The following is a 16753-nucleotide window of genomic DNA, read 5'->3' as shown; positions in this document are numbered from 1 at the left end:
GCCCGGCGCCGTGCCGCGGCCCTCCGCGGTGTTGGCGATCGCGCCCGCGTCGAGGTCCGACTGGCGCGACGTGTAGCTCGCGGTGGCCGTGACGGCCTGGCCCGGCGCGAGGGTGCCCGTCGTGCCGCTCGGCCAGGTGCCGTAGGCGAGGGCCCCGAGGCCGGGCAGGGTGTCGGTCGCCGTGACGCCGGTGAGGGTCTGGTTGCCGGTGTTGCGCAGGGTGACCGTGAAGTCGACGACGTCGCCGGCCCGGCCGCTCGAGCCCGAGGCGAAGGCGCCGGCCTTGGTCACCGCGAGCGAGGGGGCCGCGGCCTGGGTGCTGGTGGCGACCTGGCCGGACGAGTCGACGACGGCGACGCCGCCCGGGGCCTGGCCGGAGGCGCTGGCCTCGTTGACGACCTTGCCCGCGTCGACGTCGGCCTGGCGGACGACGTACGTCGCGGTGGCGAGCGCCTGCTGGCCGGGCGCGAGCACGCCCGCCTGGCCGGGCCAGGTGACGGACGGAGCGGAGAGGCCGGGCAGCGAGTCGACGATCGTGACCCCGGTGACCGTCTGGTTGCCGCTGTTCCGCACCGACACGGCGTACGTGACGACGTCGCCGACCTTGCGGTCGCCCGGCGAGCTCGCCGACTTCTGCACGTCGAGGGCCGGCGCGGCCGCGGCGGTCGGGACGACGGCCGGCAGGGACGCCGCCGAGACGCTCGTGCCCGCGGGCGTCGTGCCCTGCACGGACGCCGTGTTGCGGACGCTGCCCGAGTCGACGTCCGACTGGCGGACGACGTAGGTGGCGGTCGCGGTCGCCTGCTGGCCGGGGGCCAACGTGCGCGCGGCGCCCGGCCACGTGATCGTGGGGGTGCTGACGCCCGGCAGCGCGTCGGCGAGCACGATGCCGGACACGGTGACCGCGCCCGTGTTCCGCACGACGAAGTCGAAGCGGACGACGTCGCCGGCGACGCCGGTGCCGCTCGTGACCACGCCGGTCTTCTCGACGGCGAGTGCGCCCGACGCGGGCAGCGGGACGGTCGCCGACGCCGAGGTCGAGACCCGGCCGCCGGTGGGCGGGGCAGCGGAGGCGGAGGCCGTGTTCGCGACGGCGCCCGCGTCGACGTCCGCCTGCGTGACGGTGCGCGTCGCCGTCGCGGTGGCCCGCTGGTCGGGGCCGAGGACGCCGGGGGTGCCCGGCCAGGTCACGACGAGCGGCGACAGGCCCGGCATCGGGTCGGCGACGGTCGCCCCGGTGAGCGTGACGTTGCCGGTGTTCTGCAGGCCGAACGAGTACGTGATCGTGCTGCCGGCCGCGGGCGGGCCGCTGAGCGCGCCCGTCTTCGTCAGGGCGAGCGCGGGCGAGGAGGCGACGGTCGCGGTGGTGACGGCCGCGGACTGCGCCGAGACGGCCGCGCCCGAGGGCGAGGCGCCGGAGGCGGTCGACCGGTTGAGCACGGCGCCCCGGTCCACGTCGGCCTGCGTCACGGTGTAGGTCGCCGTCGCCGTGACCGTCTGGCCCGGCCGGAGCGTGCCCGCCGTGCCCGGCCACGAGTACGCCAGCGCCGAGAGGCCGGCGAGGGGGTCGGTGACGACGACGCCGCTGAGCGTCACGTTGCCCGAGTTGCGGGCCGAGAACGCGTAGCTGACGACCGACCCGACGCCGCCTCCCCCGTTCGACGCGGTCTTCGTGGTGAGGAGGGCCGGTGCAGCGGCCGCCGTCGCGACGACGGCCTGCGGCGAGGTCGCGGCCACGGCGTCGCCGGCCGGCGTCCGCGCGCTCACGGTGGCGGTGTTGCGGACCACGCCGGCGTCGACGTCGGCCTGCGTGACGACGTGCGTCGCCGTCGCCGTGACGGCCTGCCCGGGCGCGAGCGTCCCGGCAGTGCCGCCGGGCCACGTCCCGTACGTGAGGGCGGAGAGCCCGGGCGCCGGGTCGGCCACGGCGACGCCGGTCAGGGTGGTGCCGCCGGTGTTCCGGGCGGAGAACGTGTAGGTGATCGTGTCCCCGACCGCTCCGGTGCCGGACGTCACGGCGCCCGACTTGCCGAGCGAGATCCCGGGGACGGCGGCGAGCGCCACCGTCGCGGGCGCCACGGAGCGGACAACGGCGCCCGAGGGCGCGGTGCCGCTGCCGGTCGCCGTGTTGGCGACCGAGCCCGCGTCGACGTCCTGCTGCGTGACCGGCGACGTGGCGGTGCCCGTGACGGTCTGGCCAGGCTGCAGCGTGCCCGCCGCCCCGCTCGGCCACGTGCCCCAGGTCACGGCGGAGATGCCGGGCAGCGAGTCGGCGACGCCGGCGCTCGTGAGCGTGACGTTCCCGGTGTTGCGGAGCGTGAACGACCACGTGATCGTGCTGCCCGCCGCGGCGGCCTGCCCGTTGGTGAGCGCGCCGCTCTTGGTGACGGCCACCGACGGCTGGGCCGCCGCCGTCGGGGTCGTCACCTCGCCCGAGGTCGCCGTGACCGGGGCGGTGCCGTACCTGCCGGAGGCGGTGGCCGTGTTGCGCACGCTGCCCGCGTTCACGTCGGCCTGCGTCACCGTGTAGCTCGCGGTCGCCGTGGCGGTCTGGCCGGGCGCCAGGGTGCCGGCCGTCGCGGGCCAGGCGTACTGCAGGGCGGAGAGGCCGGGCAGCGGGTCGGACACGCCGAGGCCGGTGACGGTGACGTTTCCGCTGTTGCGCAGGGTGAAGGTGTACCGCACGACGTCGCCGGCGGCTCCGGCCGCGCCGCCCTGCACGACGCCGGCCTTGCCGAGCGTGACGGCGGGGGCCGCCGGCTGCGTCGTCACGACCGACTGCGGCGAGGTGCCCGTGACGGTCGCGCCCTGCGGGGTGCGGCCGGTCGCCGACGCGGTGTTGGGCACGCGGCCGGCGTCCACGTCGGCCTGCGTGATCGTGTACGTGGCCCTGGCCGTCGCCGTCTGCCCCGGCGTGAGGGTGCCTGCCGGACCGGGCCACGTGACCGTGGGTGCGGAGACCCCGGCGCGCGCGTCGACGAGCGCCACCTGCGTCAGGGTGACGTTCCCCGAGTTCCGCACCGTGAAGTCGTAGGTGACGGTGCTGCCCACGCCGGCGGCGCCGCTCGCCGTCCCCGTCTTGGTGACGACGAGCGCCCCGGTCGGGGTGATCGGCACGGTGGCGCTGCGGGTCTGGGAGACGGCGGCGCCCGTCGGCGGGGCGGCGGTGCCCGTCGCCGCGTTGGCGACGGCGCCGGCGTCCACGTCCGATTGGCGGAGCGTGTAGGTCGCGGTGGCGGTCACCTGTTGCGAGGGCGCGAGCGTCCCGGCAGTGCCGCTCGGCCAGGTGCCGTAGGTCAACGGCGAGAGCCCCGGCAGCGGGTCGGCGACGGAGGCGCCGGTCAGGGTGACGTTGCCGGTGTTGCGCAGCACGAACGAGTAGGTGACCGTGTCGCCGGCGACGCCCGCCGCACCCGCGGCGAGGGTGCCGGACTTCGTCAGCGTGACGGCCGGCGAGGCCGCGGCGGTCGGCGTGACGACCTGGGGCGAGACCGCCGAGACGGCGGCGCCCGACGGGGCCGTGCCGGTCGCGGCGGCCGTGTTGCGCACGGACCCGGCGTCGACGTCGGCCTGGGTCAGCGTGTACGTCGCGGTGGCCGTGACCGTCTGGCCCGGCGCGAGGGTGCCGGCCGCGCCCGGCCAGGTCGGCGTCAGCGCGGACAGCCGGGGCAGCGGGTCGCTGACCGAGACGCCGGTGAGGGTGACGTTGCCGCTGTTGCGGGCCGAGAACGAGTACGTGACGGTGCTGCCGACGCCGGCGGAGCCGCCGACGAGCGCGCTCTTGGTCGTGACGAGGGACGGCGCCGCCGCGACCGTGGTGACCACCGCCTCCGCACTCGTGGCGCTCGTCGTGGTGCCGGTCGGCGTGCGCCCGGTCACCGACGCGGTGTTCCGCACGGCCCCGGCGTCGACCTGCGCCTGCGTCAGGGTCGAGGTGGCTGTGGCGGTGGCGGTCTGACCGGGGGCGAGCGTGCCCGCGGCGCCCGGCCAGGTGACGACGGGCGTCGACAGGCCGGCGAGCGAGTCGGTCAGCGCGACGCCGGTGAGGGTGACGTTGCCGTTGTTCGTGAACGAGATCGACCAGGTGACGCGGTCGCCGACGACGCCCGCGGCACCGGCGGCGAGCGCCCCCGTCTTCGTGACGCCGAGGCCCGGCGCAGCGGTCAACGGGGTCGTGCGCGCCGCGCTCGCACGGGGTTGCTGACCGCCGTCGGGGTCGGTGCCGACGAGGGTCGCCGTGTTGGCGACCGATCCGGCGTCGACGTCGGCCTGCCGGAGCACGTAGGTCGCCGTGGCCACGACGGCCTGTCCGCCGGTCAGCGTCCCCGCTGCGCCGGGCCAGGCGTACGACACGGCCGAGAGGCCGGGCAGCGGGTCGGTGACGGCAACCCCGGTCAGCGTCGACTGGCCCGAGTTAGTGGCGGTGAAGGTGTAGGTCAGCGTGTCGCCCGCTCGACCGGTCGCGCCGGCGGCCAGGGCGCTCGTCTTGGCGAGGGCGAGCGCCGTCACCTGGACGGTGGTGCTGTCGCTGTCCTCCGCGAGGAACGCCCCGGCCACCGTCCTGGCCGTGGCGGTCGCCGTCGAGACGTACTGCTGGCCGGACCCGCCGTTCGCGGTGCAGGTGTACGTGTACGACTCCTGCGGCGCGAGGGTGAGGCCGGTCAGCGTCCTGGCGCAGTCGGCCTGGTCGTCGCTGACCACGATGGACTGCAGCGTGCCCGCGCCCGAGTTCGTGAGGCGCACCGTGAAGGTGGCCGGCTCGCCCGCCAGCCGCGACTGCACGTCCGCGGTGCCGTCGGCCGACTTGTCGACCTGCAGCCCCGCGGTCGGCACCGACAGCACCGCGTTGCGGAGCAGGTAGGAGTCGCCCGAGGTGCTGATCCGCAGGTCGATGCGGCTGTCGCCGCTCTGCACGGCGGTCAGCGAGTTGGTGGTGACGTCGACGCTCTGGTTGGTGAAGGGCGTGCCGGTCTGCGTGTACCGGGTCGAGCCGAGCGCCTGGCCGACCCCGTAGTTGCCCGTCGCGCCGTTGGCGTTGGGCAGCTGCGTGTAGGTCGACGAGCTCGCCCTGCTGTACTCGACGGTGTCGCCCGTGATGTTCCGGTCGCCCTCGAACAGCGTGAAGCCGGCCCGCGTGCCGGCGCCGACGGCCGTGAACCCCGCGAAGGCGACGGTCAAGGGCGTGTCGGTCGAGGCCTGGCGCACGTGCCCCTCGTAGAAGATGACCCGCTTCGGCGCCGACGCCGCGTTGCCCGCGACGTAGCTGCCGTAGTCGTAGACGACCGTCAGCGACCAGCCGGCGTAGCAGCCGGCGCCGGTGGGGGTCCAGATGTTGCCCGCCGACACCGTGAGGGGGCTGCCGGTCGCCGCACCGGCGAAGGCCGACGTGACGTCTGCGCTCGCGCTGTAGTACTGCGGCTGCGACGCGACCGGCTGGTCGACGAGGACGCTGGCGGGGGCGATGGAGGTGGGGGCCGCGGTGCCGCTGCCGACCCGCAGCTGGGCCGCGCGCGTCAGGTAGCCGTTCGCCGCGCCTCCGGGGAGCGTCGTCGTGCCGCGTGCCGTGCTGGGGGCCGTGCAGGCGGTCTGCGAGACGTTGTACGACCCGGTGTTGGCGCTCCAGCTGAGGAAGGCCTTCGCGACGGACGCCCCGGCCGGGATGGTGACCTGCGCGCTCGAGGAGTTCGTCGTGAAGCCGGAGACCGAGTTCGTGGCGACCATGGCGAAGTTGTCGTTGACGTTCTGCGCGTTGGTCGACGTCGAGTGCAGCTCGGCGCAGGTGCCCGCGCCGGAGATGTTCAGCGTCTGGCACGCGAGCACGCCGTTGCCCGCCATGACGAAGTCGCCGTTGACGGTGGCTTGGTAGTTGGGTGCCGTGCCGCTGTTCGTCCCCCACTGCACGACGGCGGCGTCGGCCTGCTCGACGGGCGTGAGGCTCAGCCCGACGACGGCGACGGCCACGGCGAGCACGCCCGCGAGCGCACGCACGAGCGGCGGGCGACGCCGTTCGTCCCTGCGTGCCCTGTGGCGTGGCTTCTGCACTCTGGCCCCTGACGGCATCGGTTCTGGCCGGCTGGTGAGGCAGCGGCGGTCCGCACCGCGTCCGTACCCCGAGGAGGAGGTGGTCGAGACGGTGCATCGACAACTCTATGAAGAAGCGATGGAGGAAGGAAGGGCTGACACCCCCTCAGGCGTCCCCCGTTCGGGGCACGCCGCCCCCTCCAGTCGCCCGTCTGGCCGACCGTCCTGTACCCCGTTCACCTCGCCTCCCCGACCTGCTCGCACCGCCAATCACCTCGCCTCCTCGTGCTCGTGCCGGCGCCTCCTCGTGCTCGTGCTCGTTCTGCCGAGGGCGGGTCTTCCGGCTCGAGGGCGGGTCGTCCCGGACCCGCCCTCGGCCCGAGAGGCCCGCCGTCGACAAATGTTCACGGCGGCTCGCTAGCCTCCGGCCATGAGCGGACTCGTGCCTGACCTCGTCGCTGTCGTCGCGTTGCTCACCAACGGTCTCGTGGCGGGCCTGTTCTTCGCCTTCGCGGTCGCGGTGTCGCCGGGGCTGCGTCGGCTCGACGACGTCGCCTTCACCGGAGCGTTCCGCGCGATCAACACGGCGATCCTGCGCCCGTCGTTCCTCCTCGTGTTCGTCGCGGCACCCGCCACCGCGGTGCTGCTCGCGGTGCTGCACGTCATCGACGGCAGTTCGACGAGCACCTGGGCGGTCGGCGCGGCGGCCGCCTCGGTCGCCACGTTCGTCATCACGGTCGCGCGCAACGTGCCGCTGAACGAGGCGCTCGCTCGGGCGGACGTGTCCGGGCCGACCTCGGCGAGCGCCGCGCGACGTGCGTTCGAGTCGCCGTGGGCCCGGTGGAACACCGTCCGCACGCTGACGGGCGTCTGCGCCGTCCTCGGCCTCGCAGCCACCGCGGTCGCGGCTGCCTGACCCGCCGAACCCACGTGCTTCGCCGCGCCGCGCTGCGCCGCTGGCTGGCCCGCTGGCTGCCCCGGCCCCTCGGCCAGCGCCACACCGCGTTTCGGACAACGCACCGGGACTAGACACGGTGCGTCGCACGAAACGCGGTGCAGTGCAGGTGGCGCGGCTCGGCGAGCGCCGGGCACGCCCGGGTCAGGCCTCGGCGGCAACACCGGCAGAGCCGAGCGCGATCGCCTCGCGCAGGTCGGCGGCGAACTCTGCCGGCCGCTCCCACGCGGCGAAGTGCCCGCCCGCCGGGTGCTCGTGGAACGCGCGCACGTCGAAGAGCCGCTCGGCGAACGACCGCGGGGCGTTCGCCAGGTCGCCGGGGAAGATCGACAGCACCGCAGGCACCGCCGCCTCTACCCGCTCGTTGGTCGAGGGCTCCCGCAGAGCGTAGGGGCCGAACGACGTGCCGATCGTGCCTGTGAACCAGTAGGCGGAGACCCAGGTGAGCACGTCGTCGTCGCTGAACACCGCCTCCATCCCGTCCTCGACCGAGCGGTCGCTCCACGACCAGAGCTTCTCGCCGATCCACGCGAGCAGGCCCGCCGGGGAGTCGCCGAGAGCCACTGCGAGCGTGCCCGGCTTGGTCGCGTGCTCGTGGGCGTAGCCGCCCTCGGCAGCCTGCCACTGCTCGCGGCGGTCGGCGTAGGCACGCTCCTCGCCGGTGAGGTCGTCGGGCAGCTCGGCGGCCAGGTGCCCCTGCGGCACGTCGGTGAGGTGCACGGCCGAGACCGCCTGGCCGTGGCGGCGCAGCATCGCCTCGGCGACGTACGCCCCGATGTCGCCGCCGCTGACCACGTACCGGTCGTGGCCGAGCCGGTGCATCGCGGCCGCGACCACGTCGGCCATGTCGGTGCCCGACATGCCCCCGACAGCCGAGGAGGCGCTGAACGGGTACCCGGGCAGGGCGGGCACCACGACCGTCGCGTCGCCCAGCAGCGGCAGCACCTTCTCGAAGCGCAGCACCGAGTCGGGCCAGCCGTGCAGCAGCACGACCACCGGGGCGTCGGGCGCACCGCGGCGGTGCACGACGCGGAGGGGGACGGCACCGTCGACGAGCTCCCACGGCAGGTCGAGGACCCGCTGCTCACGCACCCGCCAGTCGTAGCCGTCCGCCCAGCGGGTGAGCAGCCGCTCGAGCCACGCGGAGTCGACTCCGTGCCGAGGCTCGAGCGCCGAGGGCAGGTCGACGCGTCGTCGGCGGGCGAGGCGTTCCCGGAGGTCGACCACCGCCTCCTCGGCGACGCGTGCCGGGGCCAGGGTCTGGGCGTTCGTGTGCATGGCGGCACCCTACGGCTCGGGGCCGACACGGGCCGCTACGATCGCGGCATGGGGACCGAGGGGGGACCGGAGCCGGCTGGCGACGCCGACCCGGCCGACGCGCAGCACGCTGCTGGCGCGGAGCACGCTGCTGGCGCGGAGCCCGCGGCCGACGAGCGGCACCCGGCCGACGCGCAGCCCTCACCGGACGAGCAGCCGATCGACGAGACGCGGCCGGACGCGAGGTGGGCGGCCCCGGCGCTGATGGCCGCGGCCTTCTTCCTGGCCGCGCTCTCGGGGATCCCCCGCACCGACGCGCTCGGCACCGTGTTCTTCCTGGCGTTCGGCGTCCTCCTGGTCGGGATCGCCGTCGTGCTGAGGCGGCACTGGTTCCGTCTCTTCGCCGACCGCATGGAGTACAGCTCGCTGTCGGGCAGGGCCCAGGTGATGTGGTTCCGTGACGTCGAGGAGGCGGTGCTGCGAGAGGGCTCCTTCGGCGGGGCCCCGATCCTGAAGGTGCGATCGAGCACGGGCCAGGAGCTCAGCTGGGACGCGAGGCCGAGGAAGGGCGACCCCGGCCTGGTCACCGAGAGGCGGATCAAGGCGGTCAACGAGGCCCTGCTCGCGTCCGGCGTCGAGGTCGACTCGCAGAACTACATGCGGACGGGGCCGTTCCGCATGTGGCGCGTCTGACGCCGGTCGCCTACCGCTCCGCGGCGGCCTCCGGCCCCTGTGCGGCCGCTGCCGGATCCATCCAGCCGAGCTCGACGACGTTGCCGTCAGGGTCGGAGAGCTGGCGCTGGTACATGAAGCCGAGGTCGGCGGCGGGGCGCTCCTCGACGCCGCCGCTCGCGAGGCCCGCCGAGGCCATCTCGTCGACGCGTCCACGGCTCTCGACCATGAGCGCGGTCATGGTCGAGACGGTCGTCGACGGGTCGCCGGCGGGTCGGTCAGTGAACGTCTGGAAGAAGTCGCGCACGAGCAGCATGAAGGCGGCCTTGTCCTCCTCGACGACGATGCAGGCGGCGTTGTCGTCGCTGAACGCGGGGTTCTGCCTGAAGCCGAGCGCGGTGTAGAAGGCGACCGCGCGGCCGAGGTCGGTCACGGGCAGGTTGACGAACAGCATGGGGACTCCTCTGTCGGCGATGCGCTGGTGCTCGCGATGGTCCACCCCGGAGCGGCTCGGGTCAAGGGCCGCTGGCCAGAGAACGCCGTCACTCGCCGCGGCCGGGTCTCCGCCCGCCGTGGGGAGTACAGCTGGTCACGAGAACGACCCGAGAGACAGGAACCCCATGACCACCTTCAGCCACGTCACCGTCGTCGGCGCCGGCGTCCTCGGCGCCCAGATCGCCTTCCAGATCGCGAGCCACGGCGTCGCGGTCCGTGCCTGGGACGTCGACGACGACGCCGTCACGGCCGCCGAGGCGCGCCTCCGGTCGATCGTCGAGCAGTACGTCGGCGACCTCGGCGACGAGCACCGGCAGGCAGCCGAGGAGGCGGTGGCCGGGATCGCCCTCACCACCGACCTCGCCGAGGCGGTCGCCGACGCCGACCTCGTGGTCGAGGCCGTGCCGGAGACGCTCGAGCTCAAGCAGGGCGTCTACGCGCGGCTCGCCGCCGCGGCGCCCGAGCACACGATCTTCGCGACGAACTCGTCGACCCTGCTGCCGAGCCAGCTCGCCGACGCGACGGGCCGCCCCGAGAAGTTCCTCGCGCTGCACTTCGCCAACCACATCTGGCGGCAGAACACGGCCGAGATCATGGGCAGCCCGCGGACCGACCCCGCCGTCTTCGACCAGGTCGTGGCCTTCGCGGGCGAGATCGGGATGGTGCCGATCCCCCTCCACAAGGAGCAGCCCGGCTACGTGCTGAACTCGCTGCTCGTGCCGTTCCTCGGCGCGGCGTCCGAGCTCCTCCTGCGCGGCGTGGCCGACCCCGAGACGATCGACGCCACCTGGCGCATCGGAACGGGTGCCCCGATGGGGCCGTTCCAGATCTTCGACATCGTCGGCCTGCGGACCGCCTACGCCATCTCGGCGGCCAGCGACGAGGAGGGGGCCCAGCTCTGGGCGGACCACCTCAAGACGAACTACCTCGACCAGGGCAAGCTCGGGGTCGAGTCGGGCGAGGGCTTCTACTCGTACCGGTGACGGTGCGGCCGTGCCGAACAGTCGTCTCTCTCGGCACGGTCCACGGGCCGAGGAGCAGACTGCGTCCATGACCGACACCACCACGAACCGTCCCGCAGCCGCCTCCGGCACCTTCAGCATCGGTGGGGACCTGCCCACCACCCGCCTCGGCTACGGCACCATGCAGCTCACCGGCCCCGGCGTCTGGGGCGAGCCGAGCGACCGCGCCGAGGCCGTCCGCGTCATCCGCCGTGCCGTCGAGCTCGGCGTGACGTTCTTCGACAGCGCCGACGCCTACGGCCCCGCCGTCACCGACGGCCTCCTGCGTGAGGCCCTCCACCCCTACGCCGACGACATCGTCGTCGCCACCAAGGTCGGCAACACCCGCCAGGGCCCGGGTCAGTGGACGCCGCTCGGCGTCCCGGCCTACCTCCGTCAGCAGGTCGAGATGAACCTCCGCCACCTCGACGTGGAGCGCATCGACCTCCTGCAGCTGCACCGCATCGACCCGAACGTCCCCCTCGAGGACCAGGTCGGCGAGCTGGGCGCGCTGCGCGACGAGGGCAAGATCCGCCACATCGGCCTCAGCGAGGTCAGCATCGACGAGGTGAAGGCGGCACAGGCGGTCGCCCCGATCGTCTCCGTGCAGAACCTCTTCAACCTGACCGACCGCTCCGCCGAGCCGCTGCTCGACTGGGCGACCGAGAACGGCCTGGCGTTCATCCCCTGGTTCCCGCTCGCCACCGGCGGCCTGACCGGTTCGGACAGCCCGCTCACGAAGCTCGCCGAGCAGCACGAGGCCACCCCGGCGCAGCTCGCCCTCGCCTGGCTCCTCAAGCGCTCGCCCGCGATGCTGCCCATCCCCGGCACGTCGAGCATCGCCCACCTCGAGGACAACCTCGCCGGCGCGACCATCGAGCTCACCGACGCCGAGTTCGACGCGCTCACCGACGCCGTCAGCTGACCCGAGGCTGCGTCTCGGATCCCTCCGCAGCACGCGCGACGAGAAAAGCCCCGGAACCCGGTGAGACTGGGTTCGCGGGGCTTTCTCGTGGCGGTACCGGTGGGATTTGAACCCACATGACCACACCCGGTGGATCGGGATAGACGCCACATTTGCCTCGTAAATGAGTGAAATTGAGGCGGTTGCTCACACCCTGGATCGGGTCCGTGCAGGCTTTCCGTTACTGCTGCGTTACTGCTCGAGCCGCAGGCGACGCGCGCTGTCGAGGGCGACGGCCACGCTCGCGAGGTCGTCCTCGTAGAGATCTGAGTACGTATCGAGGGTCATGGCTGCGGATGCGTGTCCCAGCATTCTCTGGGCAGCCTTGACGTTGGCGCCAGCGCTGATGGCGAGCGAGGCCGCAGTGTGACGGAGGTCGTGCGGGTTCAGTTTCGACATCATGTTTGGCTCCGCGTTTCCGCTGGCGCGCGCGTCTGCGGGGTGACCGTCATCGTGCCGTCCCTCGACCTCGGCAGGATCGACGAAGGGATCGGGCGCTCTCGGGCTTCCGCAGGACTGTGTCCGCGTCCATCGGCCAGTGCGGCTTGCCGTCAGGTAAGGCCTGGTCGGGCTGGCCCTGGTCACGCTGAGACGTATAAGACGAGTTGACCGGCGGCGGCGGTGCCGCCGCCTCAACCCGAGGGACCGTCACGTCAACCTATAGAGTTGTCAGGTGACCAGACGTCCTACCGCCGACTTGTTCGCTGTCGCCGCTGGCGTGGTCCTTGCACTTGCTGGATGCTCGAGCGAATCAGCGCCGGCCCCGGCGGTTCAGACACCTCCTCCCGGGATGAGCTCCAGTGCGGAGTCGTTTGTCGGGGGCGCGTGGGCGTCAAACCCTGTCAAAGACAGTGGCGCGTGTCAGCTCGCCGTCGACGCCTACTGCTGGGCCGTTCAAGTCGGAGACACGAATGGCTGCGATAAGGGCTTCGCATTCGAGTGGCAGATCGAGGATGCCTACGGTGACGCCGCTGGGACGGGGCGTGAGCGGGTCTTGACAATGGCGGCCAACGAGTTCCAGGACGTCGGCTTCCGCATCGTCACACTTCAAGGGTCAAGCACGACGAGCGCTGTCACCATCACGAGCGCGGCCTGCATCTAATTCGATGCGGCGACTCCTCCACAGGGACGCGCTCAGCTCGCCGCGGCGCTGTAGCCTGTGGAGACGCGGACTCCGCCATCTCGAGTCGCGAGAGCGTCGTCGCATGATCAGTGGGCCTGAGCTCCGAGACCGGTTCGAGTTCTTCGTCCTCCGCCGGGAGTGCGACCCGCACTCAGAGTCGGAGGAGGTCGCCGCCTACTGTGCGCGCTCGGGCCCTCGACGATCTCCTGGCGGAGCGGATGTGACGCCAGCGACGACCCCACCTTCCTCGCCCGAGCAACGTGGCGAACCCTGCCGCCAGCCACCCCCTTCATATAGAGTCATTCCAACGAACATATGGAGGCCAGGATGGCGATGACGAGCGTAGATGTGGACACAGAGCTGCTGACGGCGGCCAAGAGCATCCTCGGCGTGAGGACGACGAAGGACGCCATCAACCAGGCTCTCGGCGACATCGTCAAGAGGCAGCGTCAACTCGATGCCCTGGCCACGCTGAGTGTCATCGAAGTCGACGTCGATCCGCGGGCTGAGGAACTCAGAGACGGCGACGCGTGAGCATCGGCCACCTGGGTCTGCAGCTCACTGAAGAAGACGAGTGGGCGGCGGCTTCGCGTCGGCCCCGCTTCATCATCGACAACTCGGCCTGGCAGCGCGTGGCAACCGAGCCGGCGGTCCGCGCATCCATCGAGGCGATCATCCGGACGACCGCACCAGACGACATCCTCATCTGCCCGCCCGTCGCTGCCGAGTACGGCTACAGCGCTCCAAGCGCCAAGGACCACTCCGCGATCGTGCTGACACTCGCCAGCGCCTTTTCGGACTGCTCGATGCACCCGGAAGTGCGAGAGGTCGCGGGCATCCAGTCGGCCCTCTTCGCCGCGGGGATGGGCAGGTCAGCGGGAGCGACCGACATCCTCATCGCCGCGTACGCCGTCCTGAATCACGCCACCGTCGTGCACTACGACCGGGACTTCACATACATCGCACGGGCCTACCCCGACCTGAAGCAGCAGTGGGTCGTTGCCGAGGGCAGCCTCTGACCCGCTCCCAGCGGATGCCCGCGCAGAGCTGACGCCGGCCGCCGGCGGCAAGGCGAAGCCCCGCCGAGCGCGATGCACGGCGGGGCTTCGAGGGGCGGATGCGAAGCAGCCCGAGTTCGAGTCTCGGCTACTCCTTCTCGAGGCGCACAGTGGTCGTGGTGCCCATCAGGCTGGCCTTGTAGCTGACCTCGCCATCCTCGAAGGTGAAGTCCTTCGAGTCATCGGTCGAGGCGAGCATCGCCGAGTCGGTCGCGGCGGCATCGCGCGTCGACGTCCAGGTGTAGGGCGAAGCGTCGTCAGCGGGAGGCGTGAAGGTGCCGACCCAGAAGATCGACTCCGTGTCACCACCGTCGCTGACCCAGTTGACGGTGATCGTGTCGCCGGTGATGACGGCGGCCTGGTACGCGTCATCGCTACCGGAGTTGGTCTGCTTCCACGTCCCGGCGAGGTCGGGCGCCGCAGCTGCTTCGGGAGTCGCCTCGGCAGAGGGCGCGCTGCTCGATCCGGCGTCCGAGTCAGCCTTGGACGAGTCGGGAGAGTCGGAGCCGCTGCAACCAGTGAGGCCGAGAGCTGCGACGAGGGCCACCGAGGCCAGCGAGATGAGGTGCTTGTTCATGATGAGGCTCATCCTGGCAGACCGTGACAGTTGCTCATCCCTCGAGGCCGGCGCGACGGACAGGAGCGCAACTCGTAGGCTCGTCGCATGACGAACACCTGGCCGGCCATCCAGATCGCCCTGTCCGCCGTCGTGCTCGTGTGCGCGGTGATCCTGATCGCTGGCGACAGCCAGCTGGTCGGCGCGCTGATGGCCATCAGCTCTGTGGCCTCCATCGCCGTCGCCGCGCGGACCATCGTGGTGAACCGACGCACCGAGCAGCTCCGCGCCGCCCTCGAGGCGAGCGAAGTGTAGGTACCTACACTTGGGGCCCGACACGACAGAAGCCCCTCAGCCGCCCCTGACTGCGGGGCTTCGACATGGGGTGCGTCGGTCGGCGCCGGATGCACATCCGGGCCGTGGACCCTATGGTGCAGCTATGACGCAGACCGACCCCGACGTGGGCGAGTCCCACAAACCCCAGACACGACCCGTAGACCGGGCGCATGACCAGCGCACTGGAGTGCCTGTCTGGGCGCTCGTCATCTCCACGATCGCGGCCCTCGCCATCGGCGGGGCCATCGCCTACGGCGGCACCCAGCCCGATCTAGTCTCAGCGCGCGAGGAGACAGCCAATGTGCAGGCGCAACTCGACGAAGTGCAGAGCGAACTCGACGGCGTCAGGTCCTGCGTCTTCACCAGCTCAGGCAGCATCGGCACCGCGATTGACGACATGTCGACTGACAACGAGGACATGTGGGACGCAATCGTCGACTACACGACATCACGCGATCTTCCTGGTCTTGGCGATACGGCGATCTCGGCGAAACTTGACCACGAATCCGACCACGAAGCTGCTGTTGCTGGCCTCATCGAAGCCACGAGCTGTTGAGCAGACAGCCCTTGAGGAGGGGCGCGTCCCAGTGACCCTTGTCGTGGTCGGCGTTTTCAGCCTGGGGCACCGGGACTACCTCGTCGCGTAGGGCGCCGACGACAACGATCTCGGCTTCAAGGGTCCTGCGTAACGCTGATCCACCGGCGCCAGCGCAGGCCGGCTACTAGGGCGGCGGCCAGACCTCAGGCTCGGGAGTCGACCGAGCGATCAGCGCGCGGATCTCGGGGTCGTGCTGCACGGCCCACGCCACGGCGGAGTTGAACGACGTAGCCGTGTGCGCCCAGGGGCGGCCGCCGGCGTCATCGCGGCAGTGCGCGTAGACGTCGAAGACGTAGCCGCCGCGCACGGTGCGGCTCTTCAGGTAGCCGAGCGGGGCAGCCTCACCGACGCGGATCAGCCATAGCCCTTGCGCTCAAGGGAACGGCGGGATCGCGTACCGGTGCTGATGTGGCCTCCGCCTCAACAGCGTCCGCGTGGTGAGACCATTTCGCAACCGCGAGACTGGGCGACCGACCGGCAGGAGATCGAGGGGTCTAAGCACAGCACCCTGTGGCCGCTTTATGCACCATCGGTACACCAGAAGCATCCTGCAAATGAAGAAAGCCCCTGCCTGAGCAGGGGCTTTCTGTGGCGGTACCGGTGGGATTTGAACCCACGGTGGAGTCAACCCCCACACATGTTTTCGAGACATGATCCTTCGGCCGCTCGGACACGGTACCGGGAGAGAGCTTAGTACATCCGTGCCCCCGTGTCGAAATCCGCCTCCGGCCACGGTGAACCGGCGGAGAGTGCTGCCCCGAGGCCAGCAGCGAGCGCATCGCGACGGTTCGCCGCGCCTCCTCGAGAGGCCACAGATCGACTCCGGAGACGCGTGCGAGGTCGATCCGGGCGGTCTCGCGGCTCCGACCTGACCGCCGGGCGTACGCTCCCCGCATGCCCACCCGTCACCCCCTCGCCTTCTTCTCCGGAGTCGGCGTCACCCTCGCCGCGGGCGGGGCCCTCTTCGCCGTCTGGCGCCGCGCGCTGCGCAGCCAGCGCTCCGCCGCCGCGACCCTGAACGACCTGCTGCCGGTGCACTCCGCCTGGTGGCGCGACCGCTTCGACCGCAAGGGCAAGCTGCTCTACGTCGCGCTCGGCGACTCGACCGCGCAGGGCATCGGGGCGTCGAGCCCGGCGCGGAGCTACGTGGGCAGGTTGTCGGTGCGGATCCGGCACGCGACCCGCACCTCCGTCCGGGTCGTCAACCTCAGCGTCAGCGGGGCCACGACGTGGCTCTGCCGCAAGGACCAGCTGCCCAAGCTCGCGAAGTACCAGCCGGACATCGTGACGGTCGCCATCGGCGCGAACGACATCATCGACTTCGACGCCGAGACCTTCGAGCGCAACCTGCGGCACATCTACGAGGCGCTGCCGAGCCACGCGATCGTCGCGGACCTGCCGACGATGTGGATCCCCGAGCGCGAGCACCGCATCGCCGAGGCGAACGCGATCGTGCGGCGCCTCGCCGACGAGCTCGGCCTGACCGTGGCTCCCCTCTACGACACGACGCGCAAGCAGGGGCTCGTCCGGACGTTCCGCAACTCGGCGGGCGACCTGTTCCACCCGAACGACCGCGGGTACCGCGTCTGGGCCAGCGCCTTCGAGCCGGCCATCGCCGCCCGCGTCGCGCGGATCGCCGCCGACCACGCCGTCACGGACGCCGACGCCAGCGTGCACGACGCCGCGACCGCGGGCTCGACGGCCCGCACCGCCGAGC

At 72.0% G+C, this 16753-nt stretch carries 14 protein-coding genes, 1 tRNA gene and 1 pseudogene; 9 read left to right on the top strand and 7 right to left on the bottom strand.

Features of this window, described 5'->3' with window-relative positions; genetic code table 11:
* A partial coding sequence (locus tag RWM17_RS05775; RefSeq protein ID WP_314102079.1) for a hypothetical protein occupies nt 1-5988 on the bottom strand: 5988 nt, incomplete at its 3' end.
* A 463-nt stretch (nt 5989-6451) separates the two neighbouring features.
* On the opposite strand from RWM17_RS05775, the gene RWM17_RS05770 reads away from it, so the two are divergent.
* Nucleotides 6452-6937: an anthrone oxygenase family protein gene (locus RWM17_RS05770; RefSeq protein WP_314102078.1), complete on the top strand. Its 486-nt coding sequence runs from the start codon at nt 6452-6454 to the stop codon at nt 6935-6937.
* 183 nt (nt 6938-7120) lie between these two features.
* Here RWM17_RS05770 and RWM17_RS05765 read toward each other — a convergent pair whose 3' ends face one another.
* Nucleotides 7121-8254: an alpha/beta fold hydrolase gene (locus RWM17_RS05765; RefSeq protein ID WP_314102077.1), complete on the bottom strand. Its 1134-nt coding sequence runs from the start codon at nt 8252-8254 to the stop codon at nt 7121-7123.
* A gap of 48 nt (nt 8255-8302) precedes the next feature.
* Here RWM17_RS05765 and RWM17_RS05760 point away from each other — a divergent pair, with 48 nt between their 5' ends.
* Complete coding sequence (locus RWM17_RS05760) at nt 8303-8926, top strand: hypothetical protein (protein ID WP_314102076.1); 624 nt, start codon at nt 8303-8305, stop codon at nt 8924-8926.
* 10 nt (nt 8927-8936) lie between these two features.
* Here RWM17_RS05760 and RWM17_RS05755 read toward each other — a convergent pair whose 3' ends face one another.
* Complete coding sequence (locus RWM17_RS05755) at nt 8937-9359, bottom strand: VOC family protein (protein ID WP_314102075.1); 423 nt, start codon at nt 9357-9359, stop codon at nt 8937-8939.
* A gap of 166 nt (nt 9360-9525) precedes the next feature.
* Here RWM17_RS05755 and RWM17_RS05750 point away from each other — a divergent pair, with 166 nt between their 5' ends.
* Nucleotides 9526-10383, top strand: a complete 858-nt coding sequence (locus tag RWM17_RS05750; RefSeq protein WP_314102074.1) for a 3-hydroxyacyl-CoA dehydrogenase — start codon at nt 9526-9528, stop codon at nt 10381-10383.
* 67 nt (nt 10384-10450) lie between these two features.
* On the top strand, nt 10451-11326 hold the full coding sequence (locus RWM17_RS05745) for an aldo/keto reductase (protein WP_314102073.1): 876 nt from the start codon (nt 10451-10453) through the stop codon (nt 11324-11326).
* 231 nt (nt 11327-11557) lie between these two features.
* Here the strand turns inward: RWM17_RS05745 and RWM17_RS05740 are convergent.
* A pseudogene (locus RWM17_RS05740) lies at nt 11558-11758 on the bottom strand (tyrosine-type recombinase/integrase); the annotation flags it as partial.
* Between the two features lie 1063 nt (nt 11759-12821).
* On the opposite strand from RWM17_RS05740, the gene RWM17_RS05735 reads away from it, so the two are divergent.
* Both RWM17_RS05735 and RWM17_RS05730 read left to right on the top strand, forming a co-directional pair.
* Nucleotides 12822-13022: a type II toxin-antitoxin system VapB family antitoxin gene (locus tag RWM17_RS05735; protein WP_314102072.1), complete on the top strand. Its 201-nt coding sequence runs from the start codon at nt 12822-12824 to the stop codon at nt 13020-13022.
* Nucleotides 13019-13507, top strand: a complete 489-nt coding sequence (locus tag RWM17_RS05730; protein ID WP_314102071.1) for a PIN domain-containing protein — start codon at nt 13019-13021, stop codon at nt 13505-13507. The genes RWM17_RS05735 and RWM17_RS05730 overlap by 4 nt, the downstream gene beginning before the upstream one ends.
* Nucleotides 13508-13634: 127 nt before the next feature.
* Here the strand turns inward: RWM17_RS05730 and RWM17_RS05725 are convergent, their stop codons facing one another.
* Nucleotides 13635-14135 (bottom strand): hypothetical protein, encoded by a 501-nt coding sequence (locus RWM17_RS05725; protein ID WP_314102070.1) that lies wholly within the window; start codon nt 14133-14135, stop codon nt 13635-13637.
* A gap of 75 nt (nt 14136-14210) precedes the next feature.
* Here RWM17_RS05725 and RWM17_RS05720 point away from each other — a divergent pair, with 75 nt between their 5' ends.
* On the top strand, nt 14211-14417 hold the full coding sequence (locus tag RWM17_RS05720; RefSeq protein WP_314102069.1) for a hypothetical protein: 207 nt from the start codon (nt 14211-14213) through the stop codon (nt 14415-14417).
* Between the two features lie 124 nt (nt 14418-14541).
* Nucleotides 14542-14994: a hypothetical protein gene (locus RWM17_RS05715; RefSeq protein WP_314102068.1), complete on the top strand. Its 453-nt coding sequence runs from the start codon at nt 14542-14544 to the stop codon at nt 14992-14994.
* Nucleotides 14995-15160: 166 nt separating this feature from the next.
* On the opposite strand, the gene RWM17_RS05710 is transcribed toward RWM17_RS05715, so the two are convergent.
* Both RWM17_RS05710 and RWM17_RS05705 read right to left on the bottom strand, forming a co-directional pair.
* Entirely contained in the window at nt 15161-15343 is a 183-nt protein-coding gene (locus tag RWM17_RS05710; RefSeq protein WP_314102067.1) for a hypothetical protein, read from the bottom strand.
* Nucleotides 15344-15625: 282 nt separating this feature from the next.
* Nucleotides 15626-15716, bottom strand: a tRNA-Ser gene (locus tag RWM17_RS05705).
* Between the two features lie 214 nt (nt 15717-15930).
* Here RWM17_RS05705 and RWM17_RS05700 point away from each other — a divergent pair.
* On the top strand, nt 15931-16753 hold an 823-nt coding region (locus RWM17_RS05700), incomplete at its 3' end, for an SGNH/GDSL hydrolase family protein (RefSeq protein WP_314102066.1).

It is taken from the genome of uncultured Frigoribacterium sp., assembly GCF_963515265.1.
In the GTDB taxonomy this organism is placed as follows: Bacteria; Actinomycetota; Actinomycetes; order Actinomycetales; family Microbacteriaceae; genus Frigoribacterium.
The sequence above is the reverse complement of the archived record's forward strand: the minus strand, read 5'-3'. Positions and strand labels throughout refer to the sequence as shown.